At 33.1% G+C, this 17,011-nt stretch carries 29 protein-coding genes; 27 read left to right on the forward strand and 2 right to left on the reverse strand.

What is annotated here, in order from left to right; all coding sequences use genetic code 11:
• The first annotated feature begins 3 nt into the window (after nt 1-3).
• The 27 genes from rpsS to WP_RS05990 all read left to right on the forward strand — a co-directional run bounded on the left by rpsS (nt 4) and on the right by WP_RS05990 (nt 15,422).
• Nucleotides 4-288 carry a 30S ribosomal protein S19 gene (gene rpsS, locus WP_RS05860; RefSeq protein ID WP_010404687.1) on the forward strand — a complete coding sequence of 95 codons (285 nt, stop codon included), beginning with the start codon at nt 4-6 and terminating at the stop codon, nt 286-288.
• 9 nt (nt 289-297) lie between these two features.
• A complete protein-coding gene (gene rplV / locus WP_RS05865; protein WP_007302537.1) occupies nt 298-648 on the forward strand; it encodes a 50S ribosomal protein L22 in 351 nt (116 codons plus the stop codon).
• A 39-nt stretch (nt 649-687) separates the two neighbouring features.
• Nucleotides 688-1,308, forward strand: coding sequence for a 30S ribosomal protein S3 (gene rpsC / locus WP_RS05870; RefSeq protein WP_007302538.1), 621 nt, complete (start codon nt 688-690; stop codon nt 1,306-1,308).
• An 11-nt stretch (nt 1,309-1,319) separates the two neighbouring features.
• Complete coding sequence (gene rplP / locus WP_RS05875) at nt 1,320-1,733, forward strand: 50S ribosomal protein L16 (RefSeq protein ID WP_012482006.1); 414 nt, start codon at nt 1,320-1,322, stop codon at nt 1,731-1,733.
• Between the two features lie 11 nt (nt 1,734-1,744).
• Complete coding sequence (gene rpmC, locus WP_RS05880; protein WP_007302540.1) at nt 1,745-1,948, forward strand: 50S ribosomal protein L29; 204 nt, start codon at nt 1,745-1,747, stop codon at nt 1,946-1,948.
• Nucleotides 1,941-2,171 carry a 30S ribosomal protein S17 gene (rpsQ, locus tag WP_RS05885; protein ID WP_007302541.1) on the forward strand — a complete coding sequence of 77 codons (231 nt, stop codon included), beginning with the start codon at nt 1,941-1,943 and terminating at the stop codon, nt 2,169-2,171. Before rpmC ends, rpsQ begins: the two co-directional genes overlap by 8 nt.
• Nucleotides 2,172-2,189: 18 nt before the next feature.
• The gene (gene rplN / locus WP_RS05890; RefSeq protein WP_007302542.1) at nt 2,190-2,549 is read left to right on the forward strand and encodes a 50S ribosomal protein L14; all 360 of its coding nucleotides are present in this window, start codon (nt 2,190-2,192) and stop codon (nt 2,547-2,549) included.
• The gene (gene rplX, locus WP_RS05895) at nt 2,549-2,866 is read left to right on the forward strand and encodes a 50S ribosomal protein L24 (RefSeq protein WP_007302543.1); all 318 of its coding nucleotides are present in this window, start codon (nt 2,549-2,551) and stop codon (nt 2,864-2,866) included. The genes rplN and rplX overlap by 1 nt, the downstream gene beginning before the upstream one ends.
• A gap of 6 nt (nt 2,867-2,872) precedes the next feature.
• The gene (rplE, locus tag WP_RS05900) at nt 2,873-3,409 is read left to right on the forward strand and encodes a 50S ribosomal protein L5 (RefSeq protein WP_007302544.1); all 537 of its coding nucleotides are present in this window, start codon (nt 2,873-2,875) and stop codon (nt 3,407-3,409) included.
• 12 nt (nt 3,410-3,421) lie between these two features.
• Nucleotides 3,422-3,730: a 30S ribosomal protein S14 gene (gene rpsN, locus WP_RS05905; protein WP_007302545.1), complete on the forward strand. Its 309-nt coding sequence runs from the start codon at nt 3,422-3,424 to the stop codon at nt 3,728-3,730.
• Nucleotides 3,731-3,752: 22 nt separating this feature from the next.
• On the forward strand, nt 3,753-4,148 hold the full coding sequence (gene rpsH, locus WP_RS05910; protein ID WP_007302546.1) for a 30S ribosomal protein S8: 396 nt from the start codon (nt 3,753-3,755) through the stop codon (nt 4,146-4,148).
• Between the two features lie 16 nt (nt 4,149-4,164).
• On the forward strand, nt 4,165-4,710 hold the full coding sequence (rplF, locus tag WP_RS05915) for a 50S ribosomal protein L6 (protein ID WP_007302547.1): 546 nt from the start codon (nt 4,165-4,167) through the stop codon (nt 4,708-4,710).
• Nucleotides 4,711-4,715: 5 nt separating this feature from the next.
• Nucleotides 4,716-5,087, forward strand: coding sequence for a 50S ribosomal protein L18 (gene rplR / locus WP_RS05920; RefSeq protein ID WP_007302548.1), 372 nt, complete (start codon nt 4,716-4,718; stop codon nt 5,085-5,087).
• Between the two features lie 12 nt (nt 5,088-5,099).
• The gene (gene rpsE, locus WP_RS05925; RefSeq protein ID WP_007302549.1) at nt 5,100-5,612 is read left to right on the forward strand and encodes a 30S ribosomal protein S5; all 513 of its coding nucleotides are present in this window, start codon (nt 5,100-5,102) and stop codon (nt 5,610-5,612) included.
• A gap of 3 nt (nt 5,613-5,615) precedes the next feature.
• Nucleotides 5,616-6,086, forward strand: coding sequence for a 50S ribosomal protein L15 (rplO, locus tag WP_RS05930; RefSeq protein ID WP_007302550.1), 471 nt, complete (start codon nt 5,616-5,618; stop codon nt 6,084-6,086).
• Nucleotides 6,087-6,089: 3 nt separating this feature from the next.
• Nucleotides 6,090-7,418, forward strand: coding sequence for a preprotein translocase subunit SecY (gene secY / locus WP_RS05935; RefSeq protein WP_007302551.1), 1,329 nt, complete (start codon nt 6,090-6,092; stop codon nt 7,416-7,418).
• On the forward strand, nt 7,415-8,056 hold the full coding sequence (locus WP_RS05940; protein ID WP_007302552.1) for an adenylate kinase family protein: 642 nt from the start codon (nt 7,415-7,417) through the stop codon (nt 8,054-8,056). The genes secY and WP_RS05940 overlap by 4 nt, the downstream gene beginning before the upstream one ends.
• Before the next feature lie 59 nt (nt 8,057-8,115).
• On the forward strand, nt 8,116-8,484 hold the full coding sequence (rpsM, locus tag WP_RS05945) for a 30S ribosomal protein S13 (protein WP_007302553.1): 369 nt from the start codon (nt 8,116-8,118) through the stop codon (nt 8,482-8,484).
• Nucleotides 8,485-8,508: 24 nt separating this feature from the next.
• Complete coding sequence (rpsK, locus tag WP_RS05950) at nt 8,509-8,895, forward strand: 30S ribosomal protein S11 (protein WP_006012273.1); 387 nt, start codon at nt 8,509-8,511, stop codon at nt 8,893-8,895.
• A gap of 20 nt (nt 8,896-8,915) precedes the next feature.
• Nucleotides 8,916-9,983 carry a DNA-directed RNA polymerase subunit alpha gene (locus tag WP_RS05955; RefSeq protein WP_007302554.1) on the forward strand — a complete coding sequence of 356 codons (1,068 nt, stop codon included), beginning with the start codon at nt 8,916-8,918 and terminating at the stop codon, nt 9,981-9,983.
• A 7-nt stretch (nt 9,984-9,990) separates the two neighbouring features.
• Nucleotides 9,991-10,419, forward strand: a complete 429-nt coding sequence (rplQ, locus tag WP_RS05960; RefSeq protein WP_010404731.1) for a 50S ribosomal protein L17 — start codon at nt 9,991-9,993, stop codon at nt 10,417-10,419.
• Between the two features lie 11 nt (nt 10,420-10,430).
• Entirely contained in the window at nt 10,431-10,784 is a 354-nt protein-coding gene (locus tag WP_RS05965) for a YraN family protein (protein ID WP_010404733.1), read from the forward strand.
• A gap of 38 nt (nt 10,785-10,822) precedes the next feature.
• Entirely contained in the window at nt 10,823-11,371 is a 549-nt protein-coding gene (atpH, locus tag WP_RS05970; RefSeq protein WP_007302557.1) for an ATP synthase F1 subunit delta, read from the forward strand.
• Nucleotides 11,368-12,909, forward strand: a complete 1,542-nt coding sequence (gene atpA / locus WP_RS05975; protein WP_007302558.1) for a F0F1 ATP synthase subunit alpha — start codon at nt 11,368-11,370, stop codon at nt 12,907-12,909. The genes atpH and atpA overlap by 4 nt, the downstream gene beginning before the upstream one ends.
• A gap of 9 nt (nt 12,910-12,918) precedes the next feature.
• A complete protein-coding gene (greA, locus tag WP_RS05980) occupies nt 12,919-13,413 on the forward strand; it encodes a transcription elongation factor GreA (RefSeq protein WP_007302559.1) in 495 nt (164 codons plus the stop codon).
• Nucleotides 13,414-13,416: 3 nt separating this feature from the next.
• A complete protein-coding gene (ribB, locus tag WP_RS05985) occupies nt 13,417-14,061 on the forward strand; it encodes a 3,4-dihydroxy-2-butanone-4-phosphate synthase (protein WP_007302560.1) in 645 nt (214 codons plus the stop codon).
• Between the two features lie 71 nt (nt 14,062-14,132).
• On the forward strand, nt 14,133-15,422 hold the full coding sequence (locus WP_RS05990) for a M48 family metalloprotease (RefSeq protein ID WP_007302561.1): 1,290 nt from the start codon (nt 14,133-14,135) through the stop codon (nt 15,420-15,422).
• Between the two features lies 1 nt (nt 15,423).
• On the opposite strand, the gene WP_RS05995 is transcribed toward WP_RS05990, so the two are convergent.
• A complete protein-coding gene (locus WP_RS05995) occupies nt 15,424-15,759 on the reverse strand; it encodes a TrbC/VirB2 family protein (protein ID WP_007302562.1) in 336 nt (111 codons plus the stop codon).
• Between the two features lie 95 nt (nt 15,760-15,854).
• Nucleotides 15,855-16,589 (reverse strand): 3-oxoacyl-[acyl-carrier-protein] reductase, encoded by a 735-nt coding sequence (gene fabG, locus WP_RS06000; RefSeq protein WP_007302563.1) that lies wholly within the window; start codon nt 16,587-16,589, stop codon nt 15,855-15,857.
• Between the last annotated feature and the right edge of the window lie 422 nt (nt 16,590-17,011).

The raw sequence follows: 17,011 nt of genomic DNA on the forward strand, positions 1-17,011 counted from the left end.
TTTATGAGTAGATCTGTATGGAAACCACCTTTTTTACACCCATCTGTACTAAGATTAGTTCAGAGAGCTTTAAAAGAGGGTTCTATTAATAAGGTGATAAAAATTCATTCCAGGGCTTCTGTAATTCTTCCTAATTGTTTGGGTTTAAAATTTGCTGTTTATAATGGTAAAGATTACATTCCTGTTAGTGTTGATAATCAGAATATGATAGGTCATAAATTCGGTGAATTTTCACCTACTCGTAAATTTACTGGGCATGGTGGTGATAAAAAGGCAACAAGAAGGTAGGCAATTGATATGAAAAATAGGGATATAATAGTTGAGGCTGGTTCTAAGGTTTTAAGATCAACTCCTCGCAAATTAAATTTGGTTGCTGATTTAGTGCGTAATAAAAAAGTTTCTTTTGCTAATGTACAATTAAGATTTTGTGAAAAAAAGGCTGCCGGTTTTATAATGAAGGTGTTGAATTCTGCAATTGCTAATGCTCAAAATAATTATGGATTGAACGTTGATAATTTATATATAAAGGAAATTTTAATAGGTAAGTCACTTACTTTGCGTAGAGTATATCCAAAAGCTATGGGTAGGGCTAATAGAATGAGCAAATTTTATAGTAATATAACTATAAAATTGAAAGAAATTGTATGATTTATAGAAATGGAAAATTAATAAGGAAAGTGTAAAAATATGGGACAGAAGGTTAATCCTAAAGTATTTAGATTGCAAATAAATAGTAATACCTGGGATTCTGTTTGGTGTGCTACGGACGATTATAAACAGAAATTGCATCAAGATCTATTTATTCGCAGTTATATAAATGAATCCTTTAAGCATGCTGGTATTTCTAAAGTAACTGTAGAGCGTACAGTTACTTTAGTGTCTGTAATAATACATTCTTCTAAACCTGGGGTTATAATAGGTAAGAAAGGTTTGGATGTTGAGAAGATAAAGCAAAAAATAGCTAAAAAAGTAGAAAGTAGTGTTGAAGTGAATGTAGTAGGAGTTAAAAAGTCTGAAATAGATGCAGTTTTAATATCAAGGAGTATTACACATCAGCTAGAAAAAAGGATTTCATGTAGAAGAGCGATGAAAAAAGCTATTCAAAATTGTTTGAAGATGGGTGCTGAGGGTATTAAAGTAAGTTGCTCTGGGCGTCTTGGCGGAGCTGAAATAGCTCGTACTGAATGGTACAAAGAAGGTCGTTTGCCTTTACACACTTTGCGTGCTAATATAGATTATGCTTTTTGTGAAGCGAAGACTATATGCGGTATTATAGGAGTTAAAGTTTGGGTTTATGTTGGTAGTTAAGGTATATTGAAATGTTTGTTCCCAAAAAGAGTAAATATAAAAAGGTATTTAAGGGGAGAATCAAGGGTAATGCTAAGGGTGGTAGCACGCTGTCTTTTGGAGATTATGGATTAAAAGCTATGGAAGTAGGTAAGGTTCAGTCTAAGCATATTGAAACTGCAAGGCGCGTAATATCTAGAACGTTAAAACGCTCTGGTAAAGTGTGGATAAGAATTTTTCCTGATACCCCGGTTAGTAAAAAGCCAGCAGATGTACGTATGGGTAAAGGGAAAGGTAGTATTGAATTTTGGGTATTTAAAGCTAAGCCCGGTAGGGTTTTGTTTGAAATTAGTAGTGATGTTCCCATGCATTTAGCAAGATTGGCCCTTGAAAAAGCGACTGCTAAGCTTCCTATGAAGTGTAAATTTATATCTAATCATAATTGAATGGAGTTGCAATGGATATAGTTAAATTTGAATCAGAATCTTCACAAGGATTACATGAACTTCTTGTGAATTTGAGGAAAGAATTTGTTAATTTGGCTTTTCAAAAAAAACTTGGCCAGTGCAACAATTTTTCGCGTTTCAGCTTAATAAGAAAGAGCATAGCTCGTAGTCTAACTGTATTAAATAGAAGAAAGAGAGAGGGAAAAAATGCCTAAGAAGGTTTTTTATGGTGTCGTAACTAAGGCTGACTCTGATAAGACTGTAAAGGTTTCGGTGTTACAAGTGTATAAGGATAGGCTGTATAAAAAAGTTATTAAAAAATACAAGAAGTATACAGCACATGATGAGAATAATAGTTGCAAAAAGGGAGATAGGGTTTTAATACAGGAACATAAGCCTATTTCTGTTACTAAAAAATGGGTTGTTATCAATAGCTAAAAAGGAATAGGTATTTATATGATTCAAAAAAATACATTGTTAGAAGTAGCTGATAATTCTGGTGCGCGTGCAGTGCTTTGTATTGGCTTGTTAGGTGGTAGGAAATCTGCATCTGTAGGTGATACGATTATTATATCTACTAAGTCTATTAACCCAAAAGGTAAAGTTGAAAAAGGAAAAGTATATAAAGCAGTTGTTGTTAGAGTAAAAAATAGTGTTAAGAAATCTGATGGTTCTGTAATTCGTTTTTCTAGCAATGCTGTGGTTTTAATTAATGATCAAGGTGAACCACTTGGCACTCGGGTGTTTGGTCCAGTAAAAAAGTTATTATCTGGTTCTTTTATGAAAATAATGTCATTAGCTGATGAGGTTTTATAATGAGTGCTAAAATAAAAAGTGGTGATGATATTATAGTTTTAACTGGTAAAGATAAGAAAAAAATTGGTAAGGTAATCAAAGTTATAATACGTAATGCTAAAAAGAAAGTAGTTGTTTCTGGCGTAAATGTGTGTAAGAGACATACTAAACCAAGAGCTGGTAGTGGTGGTGGTATATTCAATAAAGAGTTAGCTATTGATGTATCCAATGTTGCAATATTGGATCCTAAGTATAAAACTCCAACTAAAGTAGGATTTAAGATTATAGATGGTAGAAAAGTGCGTTTTGCAAAAGTTTCTGGAGAAGTGATAGATTAGGTTGATATGTTTAAACAATTGTATAAAGATAATATAGTAAAATCCTTAAAGGATAAGTTTAATTACAGCAATGTAATGCAAGTGCCTAAACTTGTCAAGGTGTGTATCAATATGGGCGTTGGAGATGCTGCTACGGACAATAAAGCGATAAATGAGCCATTTGATAATCTACATTCGATTGCTGGGCAAAAGCCTGTGTTAACCTTTGCAAAAAAATCTATTTCTGGTTTCAAAATTAGAAAAGGTGCAACTGTAGGTTGTAAAGTGACTTTGCGTAGAAACAAAATGTATGAATTCTTAGAAAGATTAATATATATTGCTTTGCCAAGGGAAAAAGATTTTAGAGGGTTTAGTGTGAAGCAATTTGATGGTCATGGTAATTTTTCCTTTGGTATCAAGGAGCATATATCATTTTTAGAAATAGACTATGATAAAATAAGTAAAATTAGAGGTATGGATATTAATATTATAACAAGTGCAGTTAGTGATAAGGAAGCAAAGGAATTATTACTGGCTCTTAAATTCCCTTTTTTTGATAATTGAGAGAAAATATATATGGCAAAAAAATCCATGATACAGAAGAATCTTCGTAGAATAAAGTTATGCGATCAATATAGGGAGAGAAGGGAAGAATTAAAATCTATAATGAATAATAAGGATTTATCTATTGCAAAAAGGTTTGCAGCTCAAAGTAAGCTGATTAAAAAATTGCCTAGAGATTCTTCTAAAATCAGAATTAGGAATAGATGCGCTTTAACTGGTAGGCCGAGAGGAGTATATAGAAAATTTGGTTTATGTAGGATTGTTTTACGTGATTTGTGTTCTTTTGGACAAGTTCCAGGGGTTACAAAATCTAGTTGGTAAATGTGATATAAGGAGTGTAATAGTGTCGTTATCTGATGGTATTGGTGATTTTTTAACAAGAATACGTAATGCTCAATTGGCAATGCATAGGGAAACAAGAGTCCTATTCTCTAAAGTGAATTCTTCTATATTGAAGATCTTAAAAGAGGAAGGGTATATTCTTAATTATGAAAAGCAAGAGAGTGATAGTATCCCTTCCCTTGTTGTGCAGTTGAAGTATTATGATAAATCACCTGTGATTAATGATATAGCTAGGGTATCAAAGCCCGGTTGTCGTTATTATTCTAAGTGTAAGGACATTTCTAAAGCATATAATGGTCTTGGAATTTTTATTATATCTACACCGAAAGGAGTGATGACCGATTATAATGCACGTAGATTAAAAGTTGGTGGAGAAGTTTTGTGTCGTGTATTTTAAATGATAGGAGAAATGTATGTCTCGTATAGGTGCCGCACCTATCAATATTCCTGCTGATCTTTCAGTTGAATATAATAATGGTAGGGTATTAATAAGAAGTGTTAGGGCAGAAAAAGAGCTGAACTTGTGTAGTGGCATTCTGTGTCAGATAGTTGATAATCAATTGTTACTTTCTGTTGATCAAGGCAGGGATGATTATGATAAAATAAAATCTATATGGGGCACTTATAGAAGTAATATTAATAACATGATTAACGGTATGGTTAATGATTTTTCTGTTGATCTTGAGATTAATGGTGTGGGGTATAAAGCAGAATGTGATGATAAGTATTTGACTTTATATCTTGGTTATAGTCATAATATTAAGTATAAAGTGCCTAAAGACGTTGAGATTAAGTGTATAAAGCCAACTCATTTAGTGATTCGCGGTATGGATAAGCAAAAAGTCTATATGGTGGCTTCTGATATATGCAAAATTAGAAAATATGATCCTTATAAAGGTAAGGGTATTGTAATAAAAGGCAAATTTATGCTGCGTAAGGTTGTAAATAAAAAGAAGTAATTAAAATGAAAAGATTGTATAATTTTTTAAGTAGCTATGAAAAAAGGAAACTTCGTAATAGAGCGAAGCTCGATAAGAGCGCTGGGCGTTTACGTATATCCATATTTAAGTCTAATAAACATTTCTATGTTCAGTTGATTAACGATGCAAAAGGAACAACCCTAGCTTCTGCTTCTACTTTGGATGATAAAATTAGGAATGTATGTAAAGGTAGGGTTAATGCTGAAACTATAAAACAGGTTTCTTCTTTATTGATTGAGCGTCTGCCTAGTACAAAATTGCAGCAGCGGTTCGTCTTTGATCGGGGAGCATATAAGTATACAGGATTGATTTCTCAATTTGCTGAGGCTTTAAGAAGCTCTGGATTTAAATTTTAGAAGGTTTTAAATATGGCTGTAAAGAATTTACAAAATAATAATGATTTATCAGAACTTTTGGTTTCAGTCCGAAGGGTAACAACGGTTACTAAAGGTGGTAGAAGATTTTCATTTTCAACTTTGGTTGTTGTTGGTGATGGTAAGGGTAGGGTAGGATGTGGAATAGGTAAACACGCAGAGGTTGCTGAAGCAAGAGTGAAAGCTTTAAATGCTGCAAAGAAGTCGATGATTAGGGTGTACTTACGTGAAGGTAGAACTTTACATCATGATATTAAAGCTAAATTCTGTTCTGGTGAGATAGTTTTAAGAGCTGCAAGAGCTGGAACAGGTATTATTGCTGGTGGAGCAATGAGGTCGGTTTTTGAGGTATTAGGTATAAAGGATGTGGTAGCTAAGTCTACTAGATCAAATGATCCTCATAATATTATATGTGCAGTATTTAAGGCTTTTGATGTTATGTTATCTCCTCGCCAAGTGGCAGGTAAGAGGGGTAAAAAGATTAGTGAGATAGTTGGAAATAGGTAAACTATGAATGATGCTGTAAAATTAAATTCTATATTTACCAAATTATCTAAGAAAAAGAAGCCTAAATTATTAGGTAGAGGTATTGGTTGTGGTAAAGGTAAAACATCCGGTAGGGGGCATAAAGGGCAGAAAGCGAGAAGTGGCGTTTCTATAAATGGTTTTGAAGGTGGACAGCAGTCTATATATACTCGTTTACCTAAAAGAGGTTTTAAGCCTATACGCAAAAACTTATACTCTATATTTAATGTTGGGGATGTACAGTGCTTAATGGAAGCTAAAAAAATAGTCAAGGATTCTATCATAGATAAGGAGCTACTGCATAAGTTAGGTTTTATCAGATCTGTTAAAAGTAAAATCAAACTTCTTAATAAGGGTAAATTAAGGGAAAAATTTGTGTTTCATGTTGATTTTGCATCAGAAGCTGCAAAAAGATCTGTAGCTTCAGTTGGTGGTAGTGTAGAAATACTATCGTAAATCATGAACAGTAAATTTGCATTTAATAGTTTGGATTCTACGCTGTTATATAAAAGTGATTTACTAAAGCGTATATTTTTTACTCTAATGGCTTTAGTTTGTTATCGTTTAGGCACTTATGTTCCTATTCCTGGAATTAATCTTGATATAATCAATGATATATTTCCAAAAGAGAGTTCTGGTGTTTTTGGAGTATTTAATTTATTTTCTGGTGGCGCTTTAGCTAGAATGACGATCTTGGCGTTAAACGTTATGCCATACATAGTTGCATCCATAGTTATGCAATTATTATCTTCTGCCGTTAAAGGAATCAATGAAATTAAAAATGACGGAGAGTTGGGACGTCGAAAGATGAACTCTTATATACGCTATATGACTATAGTGTTTTGTATCTTTCAATCAATTACGATCTTAATAGGGTTAGAAAGAATGAATAGAGAAGGGGTATTAGTTGTAGTTGAACCTGGTATTATGTTTCGTACTATAGGTGTCTTTAGCCTTTTAGGTGGAACTATATTTTTAATATGGCTTGGTGAGCGGATCAGTGTGAGCGGTATAGGAAATGGTATCTCATTAATCATTTTTACTGGCATAACATCTGAATTACATAATGCTTTATCATCTCTGCTAACATTAAATAAAAATGGTAGTATGTCATTTTTCATTACCCTTTTTGTTATAGCATTGTTTTTTTTACTGCTCCTTTTAGTCATTTTTACAGAATCTTCTTATAGAAAGGTAATTGTTCAATATCCCAAAAAACAGTTTAAAAAATTACATAATGATGATTTTACTTACATTCCATTGAAGATCAATTTATCTGGTGTAATACCAACTATTTTTGCTAACGCAATTCTATTAACGCCTATTTCAATTGCAAATTTCTATAAAGGTCATGCCATTGCTGATTTTATTTTAAACTACTTTATGGCAAATAAAGTGATGTACATTATAACTTACTTAATACTCATAGTGCTTTTTAATTTTTTCTATACCAATTTTATATTTAATCCAGAGGAAAATGCTGATTTTCTTAGGAAAAATGGTGGTTTTATTCCTGGTAGAGGGCCTGGAAAACATACTTCTGATTATCTTCAAGATATAGTTTTTAAATTAACATTTATTGGGTCTGCGTATTTGGTGGTAATATGTACTGTACCTGAAATTATGAGGTATCATTATGATATACCATTTATTTTTGGTGGGACGAGCTTGCTGATTATAGTTAACGTTATTACTGATACTATTATGCAAGTACAATCTTATGTTTTTTCAAATAGGTACGATAGTTGGATAAAGAAATATGAGTCTAAAACAAGGAGACTAAAGTGATTATTACAATTTTTGGTCCTCCTGGCTCTGGTAAGGGTACTCAGTCCAGTTTGTTAATAGCAAAGTATAATTTTAAATTAGTTTCAGTAGGAGATTTATTAAGGAATATTATATCTAGTGAGAGTAAATTAGGTAAAGGAATAAAGGATACTGTTGAATCTGGTAATTTAATTCAAGATGAAGTTATATGTAAATTATTGTGTGACCAGCTTGCATTAATAGATGGTGATTTTTTGTTAGATGGTTTTCCAAGAAATTTAAATCAAGCTCATTTTTTAACTCAAGTTTTGCAAAAAAGATGCAATAGGGATGTTGATCTTGTAATTGAGTTGCAGCTTGACGATAATATTGCAATTGATAGATTAAAAGATCGTCTTACTTGTTTGGATTGTAAAAGTATATATAGTATATCTTCTTTTAAGAATACTACTTGTGCTAAATGTAAAAGTACGAGATTGGAGAAGAGAATTGATGATGCTAATATGCTTGCAATTAATAAGAGGATAAGAGAATATCATTCTCAGATAGAGGGTTTGCGCGAGTATTATAAGGACAAGTTGTTAACAATTAACGCTAATTTGAGTGTTGATAGAGTAATGCAAGAGATTGAAAGTAAAATTTCTTGTAATTTGATTTGACTATAAGTTGTTTTATGGTATAAATTAAGAGTTATTATTAATAAAGTATCGAGGTATCAGTGGCACGTATTGCAGGCATAAATGTTCCAGTGAAGAAGTGTGTTCCTTTTGCATTAACTTATATACATGGTATAGGTATTACTACTGCGAATATAATTTGTCGTAGCTGTAAAATTGATGAGCGTAAGCGTGTTTTAGAATTACAAGATGAAGATATAGAGAAAATTAGTAGTTTTATTAGGCAAAAATATGTCATAGAGGGTGAGCTCAGAAAAAAAGTAGCTATGGATATAAAATCTTTAATGGAAATCGGTTGCTATAGAGGATTAAGGCATAGAAAAGGTTTGCCTGTGAGGGGACAAAGAACCCATACTAATGCTAAAACTCGTAAAGGCAGATCTAAATTGCCTATTGCTGGAAAAAAATAAAATTTGTTATTATCGTGAGTTTTTATGAAAAAAGTTAAAACGGTTGGTAAGAATACAAAAAGGTTTATTACTGGTATTGTCCATATTCGTGCAACTTTTAATAATACTTTTGTAAATGTGACTGATGTTTGTGGTAATACGCTTTACCAGACTTCTGTTGGTGCATGTGGTTTTTCTGGTTCGAGAAAATCCACACCTTATGCTGCAGGTAAGGTTGCCGATTCTGCTGCGAAGAAAGTAATAGAGAGATTTGGTATGAAGGTTGTTTCTGTAATAATTCGTGGTCCTGGTTTTGGTGCAGAAGCTGCAGTTAAAGCACTTCGGAATTGTGGATTGACTGTCACTTCAATTGCAGATAAAACGGCGATACCTCATAATGGGTGTAGACTAAGGAAAAAAAGAAGAGTATAGGATATTTGGAAGGTTTTTGTATGTATTATAGTGATAATGTCTCTTTCTGTGGAAATTTAGATAGATTAACTAAGCCTAATGCGATTAAGGTAATATCAGGTGATTCAAGTAAAAAAAGTGATATAGTTCTAGAACCTTTGGAAAGTGGTTTTGCTTTAACGTTGGGTCATGCATTAAGGCGTGTAATGTTGTCTTCTCTTCGCGGTAGTGCTGTTTATGGAATAAAAATTGAAGGCGTGAATCATGAATTTACTTCGATCCAAGGAGTTAGGGAAGACATAACTGATATAGCATTAAATATGGGCATGTTGAGATGTAAGTTAAATAACACGTCTAATAAGTGCTTAAATTTGAGCGCTAAAGGGCCTTGTCAAGTATTAGCTGGAATGATAGAAACTGATGACCAATGCTCTATTGTTAATAAAGATTTGGTGATATGTACACTAGGTCAAGATGTGGAGCTTAACATTACTATATATATTGCTAGTGGAAAAGGTTATCTTTCTGTAAATAAATATAAAGAAAATGAATTTTTAAAGTCTATGAATGAACAAGATTTAATTGGTTTTATTCCAGTTAATGCTTTATATAGTCCTGTTGAGAGGGTTTCGTATAGAGTAGAGAATAGTCGTGTTGGTCAAGTTACTGATAAAGATAAGCTGATATTGTCAATTGAAACTGATGGTACAATCTCTCCAAGTCAAGCTGTTGACTATGCTGCAAGAATATTACAGGAGCAATTTCAGCCTTTTATTAGTTCTGATATGAGTTATAAAAAATCGCAAGTTTCTTTGTCTAGTGGTGCTAAAGATTTGGGCTATGATCCTGTTCTATTGCGTAAAGTAGATGAAATGGAATTATCTGTTAGATCTCATAACTGTCTGAAAAATGAAAATATCACTTATATAGGTGATCTTGTGCAAAAGACGGAAGTTGAAATGTTAAGAACTGCTAATTTTGGCCGAAAGTCTTTGAATGAAATCAAGGCAATTTTAAATAATTCAGGTTTGTCTTTGGGTATGAATATACCAAATTGGCCGCCTAAGGATATAGATGAACTGGCTAAACAACATACTGATGAGGATTAGGTAGTATATGAAACATGGAATAAAGAAAAATAAACTGTCTCGTTGTACCGAGCATAGGTTATCAATGTTAAAGAATCTATCTATCTCGTTAATTAATCATGAGCAGATTGTAACTACTTTACCAAAGGCTAAAGCACTTCGTCCATATGTGGAAAAGTTTATTACAATTGCTAAGAATAACGATTCTTTACATGGTAGAAGGCTTTTGCTTTCACGTCTTCATAATAGTAAGTTAGTAGTTGATAAATTATTAAGCGTTCTAGCTAATCGTTATCAAGACCGTAAAGGTGGATATTCTAGAATAATAAAATTTGGTACTCGAAAGGGTGATTGCGCTCCAATGGCAGTGATAGAGCTAGTTGATAGAGATATTTCAGCAAAAGGTGAGATTTATAGTAAAAATAAAAAAGGAAGCAAAGTAGTTACACAAAGCTAATTATTCTTTTTATGGTAAGTAGGTTACGCTATTTTGTAGGTTACTTTGGAGAATTGTTAGTTTCGATATATTTAAAGCTGAAATTCTATAATGTTATAAAACGTCGCTTCCGTTGTAAGTTGGGTGAAATTGACTTAATTGTATCTAAAAAAAGGGAGCTGATTTTTATAGAAGTTAAAACAAGTTTATTTGGAAAAGAAGTACCGATATCTCATTTTCAGTGTCAGTCTATTATAAATTCTTCTAAATATTTCTTAAGTAAAAATCTTGATTTTTTAGATTATTCAGTCAGATATGATTTATGTTTTCTTTCCTTAAGGAGAAGACCTATTTATATAAAAAATGCTTGGATTGAACAATGGTAGCTAAAATAATTTAGATTTACTAGAACAGGTAATTGAATATGAAAAACAATAATTTAGTTTCATCTTATGCTAGAGCACTGTTTCATGTCTCAGGAAGCAGATTAGGTATTATAAGAAAAGAAGTAGAATTTTTGTTAGCTTTTTTTAAAGATCAAGATGTTTTTGTGTATCTATCTCATCCTATGGTTTCTCTTTTGCACAAAAAAGAAGCGATACTTTCTATAAAGGAGAACTTGAGTGAAAACTTAGTCAAATTTATTATGGTTACACTTGCAAACAAGCGCTCCCGTTTATTAATCCTTATATTAGAAAAATTCTTAAATCTTGTAAGGGAAAGTGAAAATGAATTGGAAATTACTATAAAATCAGCAGAGATTTTAAAGAAACCTGATATAAAAATAATTACTGAATCTTTGAACTTTCTTGGTAAAATAATAAAAGTCAGTCATGTGGTTGATCCTTCTATACTAGGTGGCTTTGTAGTTAGGTATGGTTTTAACGTGATTGATGCTTCGCTTAAGAGTTATTTGGATAGATTGGTTGATTTGAGTAAAATGGAAATGTTGAAAATAAGGAATTGTATATGAAGAATAGCATAAATGCCTCTGAAGTAGTAAACATAATAAAAGAGAAGGTTGAGACATTTGATAATCCTATAAAACGAGAAAATATAGGTGAAGTAATTTCAGTAACCGATGGTATCACATTGGTCTATGGGCTGGAAAAAGCAAAGTTTGGTGAAAAGGTATCTTTTGCAAGCGGTGTAGAAGGAATAGTTCTTGATTTAGATCATGATACAGCTGGAATAGTTGTGCTTGGCAATGACCGTGATGTAAAAGAAGGGGACGTTGTAAAATGTAGTGGTGATGTTGTACAGGTGCCTGTAGGTCATGAATTATTAGGGAGAGTTGTAAATGCATTAGGCGATCCTATAGACGATGGCGGAGAAATTAGAGCCAAGAACAAAATGTATATAGAATCTAAAGCGCCAGGTATTATTGACCGTAAATCTGTGCATGAACCTCTGCAGACAGGAATTAAAATTATAGATTTGTTGATTCCTATAGGTAGAGGGCAACGTGAATTAATTATTGGCGATAGACAAATTGGTAAAACCACTATTGCGATTGATACTATTATCAATCAGAAGAAGATTAATGATGAGGTAAACGAAAATCAAAAAATTTACTGTGTTTATGTTGCTATTGGACAAAAAATTTCGACAGTAGCAAAAGTGGTGAATAAGCTAAAAGAAAGTGGAGCATTAGAGTATACAACCGTAGTTGTGGCTAGCGCATCTGACTGCGCGCCTATGCAATTTTTAGCACCTTATACCGGTTGCACTATTGGAGAATTTTTCCGTGATAATGGAATGCATTGCTTGGTGGTATATGATGATTTATCTAAGCATGCTGTGGCATATAGGCAGATGTCCTTATTGCTCAGACGTCCTCCTGGTCGTGAAGCTTATCCTGGAGATATATTCTATGTACACTCTCGCTTGCTTGAAAGAGCTGCCAAAATGTCTGATGAAAAAGGACAGGGATCTTTGACTGCTTTGCCGATTATTGAGACTCAGGCTGGTGATGTATCTGCATATGTTCCAACTAATGTGATTTCAATTACCGATGGACAAATTTTTCTTGAGTCTGAATTGTTTCACAAAGGATTTCGCCCTGCAGTGAATATAGGTTTATCGGTTTCTCGGGTTGGCTCTGCTGCACAATTGAAATCTGTGAAAAAAGTTGCTGGTTCTATAAAGCTGAGTTTGGCCCAATATAGAGAACTGGAAGACTTTGCTAAATTTGGTTCTGATCTTGATGCTACTGTTCAATTGTCCTTAAACAAAGGTAAATACCTTATTGAATTATTAAAGCAAAAACAGTATTCACCTATGCAAATAGAAGAGCAAGTATTGCTTATGTATATCTTTTCTAATCTGTATGGTCAATTAAATAAGGTACAGGTGAGCAACATCAATAGGTTCGAGTGTGATCTTATCAATTATTTTCAAACTGTTCACCCTGGAGTTTTAAAAAAGTTGTCGGGTGACATGAATGATGATATAAAAGATGATATTCTTGGTATTGTGAGTGATTTTGTCACTCAATTTAATTGCGTTTAGGCGGTGATTATGACTTCATCCATTGTTAACAAGTTTCCTATTACAAGGGAAGGTTTTGAGAGTATGCAAGTCGAACTTGAGAAATTAAAGGAAGAAAAACCTTCTATCATACAGGCTATTTCTGATGCTCGTGATCAAGGCGATTTATCAGAAAATGCAGAATATCATGCAGCACGGGAGAGATTAAGTTTTATTGAAGGCCGTATAATTGAGGTAGAAAGTAAACTTTCACATGCAGAAGTGATAGAAGTAAAAAATTTGTCTGGTGATACAGTAATGTTTGGTGCAACTGTTACGGTAAGCATGCTCGGTGATGATAACAGTGAAATTGAATATGTTTATAAGATTGTAGGTGGATATGAAGCTGATGCTTCAAAGCAGTTGATCTCTACGGATTCACCACTCGGTAGTGCTTTAATTGGCAAAAAAGTTGGTGAGTATGTGGAAGTGATAGTGCCAAATGGAGAGAAATTGTATAAAATAGTTAAGATTGAGTTTAAGTAAATCATGGTACAAGTAACTTATCCTTCAATTAGTCTACCTGGTATTTCTTCTGTGGAAGATGTATTGAGGGATGCTAGTTCTGGTAAATTATTCATTTTAGTTGACGATGAAAACAGAGAGAATGAAGGTGATCTGATTGTATTAGCTGAGAAATTAGAGCCAGAACATGTGGCTTTTATGGTTAGATACGGTACAGGGATTGTTTGCTTAGCAATGACTAAAGTTCACATGAAAAGGTTAGGCCTTAGTTTCATGGAAAAAAAAAATGTTGGTGAAAATCATACTGCTTTTACTACATCAATTGATGCACGTTATGGTATTACTACGGGTGTTTCAGCTGAGGATAGAACAAAAACTATACATGTTGCTATTGATAAAAATAGAACTCAGGATGACATTATAACTCCCGGTCATATTTTTCCTGTGATTGCACATGAGGGTGGAGTAGAGCAACGTGCTGGTCATACTGAAGCAAGTGTTGAGATAGCTAAGTTAGTGGGATGTAATCATTCTGCAGTTATTTGTGAATTAGTGAATGATGATGGCTCTATGATGCGCTTACCCCAGTTGCTTGAATTTGCTGAACAACATAATATTAAGTTAACTACCATTGATAAACTTATCAGTTACGTTCAAAATTTAAACTAGCGTTTATAGATTCGTATAGTTTAAGTGTTAAAATATAAAATTCCTCAAAGTTATACAAACAAGGAATTTCCATGTCTAAGCTTTTTGTTTTACTATTTTTTTTCGTATACTGTAATAGCGCTTACTCTGTTAGTATTATTAGAGATAGTGAAGTGGAAGCGGTAGTTAAGGATCTAGCGCAACCTTTATTTTCTGCTGCGGGTATTGATAATGATAAAATAAAAGTTTTTATAGTTGATGATAGATCGATTAATGCTTTTGTAATTAACAATAATAGCATTTTCATTCATTTAGGGCTTTTACAATATTCGACTGAACCTTATGTCTTACTTGGTATATTAGCACATGAAATTGCTCATATATCTGCTGGTCATGTATTACAAATGAGTAGTGCTGTAGGTTATTTTCAATCAATAGCAATGATTAGTTATATGGTAGGATTAGTTTCTAGTATTGTCATTAACCCTCAGGTTGCGAGTGCAATCTTGCTTAGTGGTGTAACGCTTAGTTCAAGGTTGTTTTTTAACTATTCTCAAGAGCAAGAGAGTGTAGCAGATAGCTATGCTTTAAGATACCTAGATGAATCTGGCTATGATAATTTGGGTATGAAAGAGATTTTTGACTATTTTAAGAGTATTGAGCATGAAAACACTGAAGAGTATTTCCGCACTCACCCACTTAGTGATAAGCGTATATTTGCTGTACAGAATTATAAGGTTAAAAACAATATAAAACCAATCCTTGCAGATAAATTGCTGAAGTTTGAGCGTATGGTTGCAAAGCTAGACTCTTTTTTTGCTCCTATTCATGTGTTATCTAATAAATATGAAGGTAGTTCTAAGTATGTAAATGCTGTAATTCACTATAGGCAAGGAAAGATAGAAGAGGCTATTACTAAAGTTAATTCATTGATTCAAGAGTCACGCAATGATCCTTATTTATATGAATTAAAAGCGGAGATGTTATACAAAGCTGGAAATTTAAGTGAAGCAATAAAAATGTATGAAGAATCACTTAGATATTTATCTGAGAAGAATAACTATTTAGTGAAACTTGCGTTATCTCATACTTTATTATTACACGGTGAAATAGAGAAGGCAATTTTTTACCTAGAGCAGGTTGCAAACGTAGAAACAAATAACGCCTTTGTCTGGAAGTATTTAAGTATTGCATATAAACGTAGCGCTGATATGGCAATGTATTATTTTGCTTTGACGAAAAAGGCTTGTATTGAAGGTAATTTAGAGAAATTTATGAAGTACGCTGAGTTAGCTATTAAAACTTTACCGAAAGACAGTCATTATTTGTTACAGATTGAAGACATGAAGGAACAATACACACAAAAACATCCTGATTTTTAAGTTATTTTTCCCCACACTTGCTCAACATACTATCTTGTTTAATGCTATCGGGTATAATTTTCATTATAATCGCTTTGGCACCAAAAAATACACCACAAAACATACCTAGGGCAAAGAGAGCTGGCCATGGCATTCTACCAAATATTGCAAGCAAAGCTGCACCTATTATGACTACAGTCATAAGTGGCCCACCTATTCCCCAAATATAACCAATAATATTGCATATTACTTGGGCAGTTGTATCATCTATATCAGTAGCAGCATTTGCGTAATCTGAAAAAGAGAGAAACAGCACTATACACAAAGCATTAAAAAATTTTTTTATTATATAGCTCATTCTTTTGCCTCCAAGTAATAAACTAACGCGAAAATAAATTTATATATATACTTATTGTAAAGTAAAACTTATAATTTGTCCATAAATAAGTGTTGCTACATAAATAGCCCACCATTGATGTTAAGCACATGTCCCGTTATATATTTTGCCTCATCGCTTGCTAAAAACAATACTCCTGCTGCTATTTCTTTTCCTGTTCCCATTCTTTTCATTGGGATGTTATCTAATATTTTTTCCTTTTGTCCTTCATTTAAAACTTCAGTCATTTTAGTATCTATAAATCCAGGAGCAATGCAATTTACTGTTACACCGCGACTTGCAACTTCTTTTGCTATAGATTTGCTCATAGCTATTATTCCAGCTTTTGATGCTGCATAATTTACTTGCCCGGCATTTCCTGTCAATCCTACTATTGAAGAAATATTTATGATTCTTCCCCAATTATTTTTAATTAATTTCTTGCATGCTTCTCTATTTAGCTTAAATGTGGAGGTCAAATTAATATCAATCACCTTTTGCCATGCTTCATCTGTCATTCTCAACAATAAGCTGTCTTGTGTAATTCCTGCATTGCATATGAGTCCATCAAAGCCTTTCATCAACTCACTTGCTTTATTTATTAGTTGATTTACCTCTTCAGGATTTGATAAGTTGCAAGGAAGTACGTGAATGTTTTTTTCATATTTTTTAGCAACTTCTTCGAGTATTTCTTTTTTTGTACTAGAAATACATAAAGTTGCTCTGGCCTTATGCATAATTTCTACAATTGCCTGGCCTATTCCGCCTGATGCACCAGTAATCAGAAATTTCTTATTCTCTAATCCAAACATAATAATTTTTATTTGTTCCAGCTCTTAACAGAATATTAAAAGACTTGCAATAGATTTTTTGCATAACTTTCATTTAATAGAAGCTTCTTGATAAATCTTGTGTTTATTGGCGAAATTATGGCGGCTGCATGCCTTTTTTTATTTTTTTCTATTCAGCCTAAACACGCTTCGTTTAAGCGTTAGCACATTATCAATTACAGTAATAAAATCAGCACCATGTGGATTCTTTTGCCTTTTTTTGATTGGTAAATTTCTTAACACTTATAGCTAAAGTAATTTAAGAGAGCCAGCGCGTGACTAGTTCTTATTACTTGATCAGTCTTCTGGATCCCAGTGTCTGGGCACTGGGATGACAGGAGTGTGAGATAAGGCTACATTCATACTCTAACAGGTATGACGGTGTCATTCCAGCACTTGACACT

Origin of the sequence: Wolbachia endosymbiont of Culex quinquefasciatus Pel, from assembly GCF_000073005.1 — a bacterium.
Taxonomy (GTDB): domain Bacteria; phylum Pseudomonadota; class Alphaproteobacteria; order Rickettsiales; family Anaplasmataceae; genus Wolbachia.

Coding starts and splice junctions, on each gene's coding strand:
- rpsS (WP_010404687.1), top strand. CDS start 4: ATGAGTAGATCTGTATGGAAACCACCTTTTTTACACCCATCTGTACTA.
- rplV (WP_007302537.1), top strand. CDS start 298: ATGAAAAATAGGGATATAATAGTTGAGGCTGGTTCTAAGGTTTTAAGA.
- rpsC (WP_007302538.1), top strand. CDS start 688: ATGGGACAGAAGGTTAATCCTAAAGTATTTAGATTGCAAATAAATAGT.
- rplP (WP_012482006.1), top strand. CDS start 1,320: ATGTTTGTTCCCAAAAAGAGTAAATATAAAAAGGTATTTAAGGGGAGA.
- rpmC (WP_007302540.1), top strand. CDS start 1,745: ATGGATATAGTTAAATTTGAATCAGAATCTTCACAAGGATTACATGAA.
- rpsQ (WP_007302541.1), top strand. CDS start 1,941: ATGCCTAAGAAGGTTTTTTATGGTGTCGTAACTAAGGCTGACTCTGAT.
- rplN (WP_007302542.1), top strand. CDS start 2,190: ATGATTCAAAAAAATACATTGTTAGAAGTAGCTGATAATTCTGGTGCG.
- rplX (WP_007302543.1), top strand. CDS start 2,549: ATGAGTGCTAAAATAAAAAGTGGTGATGATATTATAGTTTTAACTGGT.
- rplE (WP_007302544.1), top strand. CDS start 2,873: ATGTTTAAACAATTGTATAAAGATAATATAGTAAAATCCTTAAAGGAT.
- rpsN (WP_007302545.1), top strand. CDS start 3,422: ATGGCAAAAAAATCCATGATACAGAAGAATCTTCGTAGAATAAAGTTA.
- rplF (WP_007302547.1), top strand. CDS start 4,165: ATGTCTCGTATAGGTGCCGCACCTATCAATATTCCTGCTGATCTTTCA.
- rplR (WP_007302548.1), top strand. CDS start 4,716: ATGAAAAGATTGTATAATTTTTTAAGTAGCTATGAAAAAAGGAAACTT.
- rpsE (WP_007302549.1), top strand. CDS start 5,100: ATGGCTGTAAAGAATTTACAAAATAATAATGATTTATCAGAACTTTTG.
- rplO (WP_007302550.1), top strand. CDS start 5,616: ATGAATGATGCTGTAAAATTAAATTCTATATTTACCAAATTATCTAAG.
- secY (WP_007302551.1), top strand. CDS start 6,090: ATGAACAGTAAATTTGCATTTAATAGTTTGGATTCTACGCTGTTATAT.
- rpsK (WP_006012273.1), top strand. CDS start 8,509: ATGAAAAAAGTTAAAACGGTTGGTAAGAATACAAAAAGGTTTATTACT.
- WP_RS05955 (WP_007302554.1), top strand. CDS start 8,916: ATGTATTATAGTGATAATGTCTCTTTCTGTGGAAATTTAGATAGATTA.
- rplQ (WP_010404731.1), top strand. CDS start 9,991: ATGAAACATGGAATAAAGAAAAATAAACTGTCTCGTTGTACCGAGCAT.
- WP_RS05965 (WP_010404733.1), top strand. CDS start 10,431: ATGGTAAGTAGGTTACGCTATTTTGTAGGTTACTTTGGAGAATTGTTA.
- atpH (WP_007302557.1), top strand. CDS start 10,823: ATGAAAAACAATAATTTAGTTTCATCTTATGCTAGAGCACTGTTTCAT.
- atpA (WP_007302558.1), top strand. CDS start 11,368: ATGAAGAATAGCATAAATGCCTCTGAAGTAGTAAACATAATAAAAGAG.
- greA (WP_007302559.1), top strand. CDS start 12,919: ATGACTTCATCCATTGTTAACAAGTTTCCTATTACAAGGGAAGGTTTT.
- ribB (WP_007302560.1), top strand. CDS start 13,417: ATGGTACAAGTAACTTATCCTTCAATTAGTCTACCTGGTATTTCTTCT.
- WP_RS05990 (WP_007302561.1), top strand. CDS start 14,133: ATGTCTAAGCTTTTTGTTTTACTATTTTTTTTCGTATACTGTAATAGC.
- WP_RS05995 (WP_007302562.1), bottom strand. CDS start 15,759: ATGAGCTATATAATAAAAAAATTTTTTAATGCTTTGTGTATAGTGCTG.
- fabG (WP_007302563.1), bottom strand. CDS start 16,589: ATGTTTGGATTAGAGAATAAGAAATTTCTGATTACTGGTGCATCAGGC.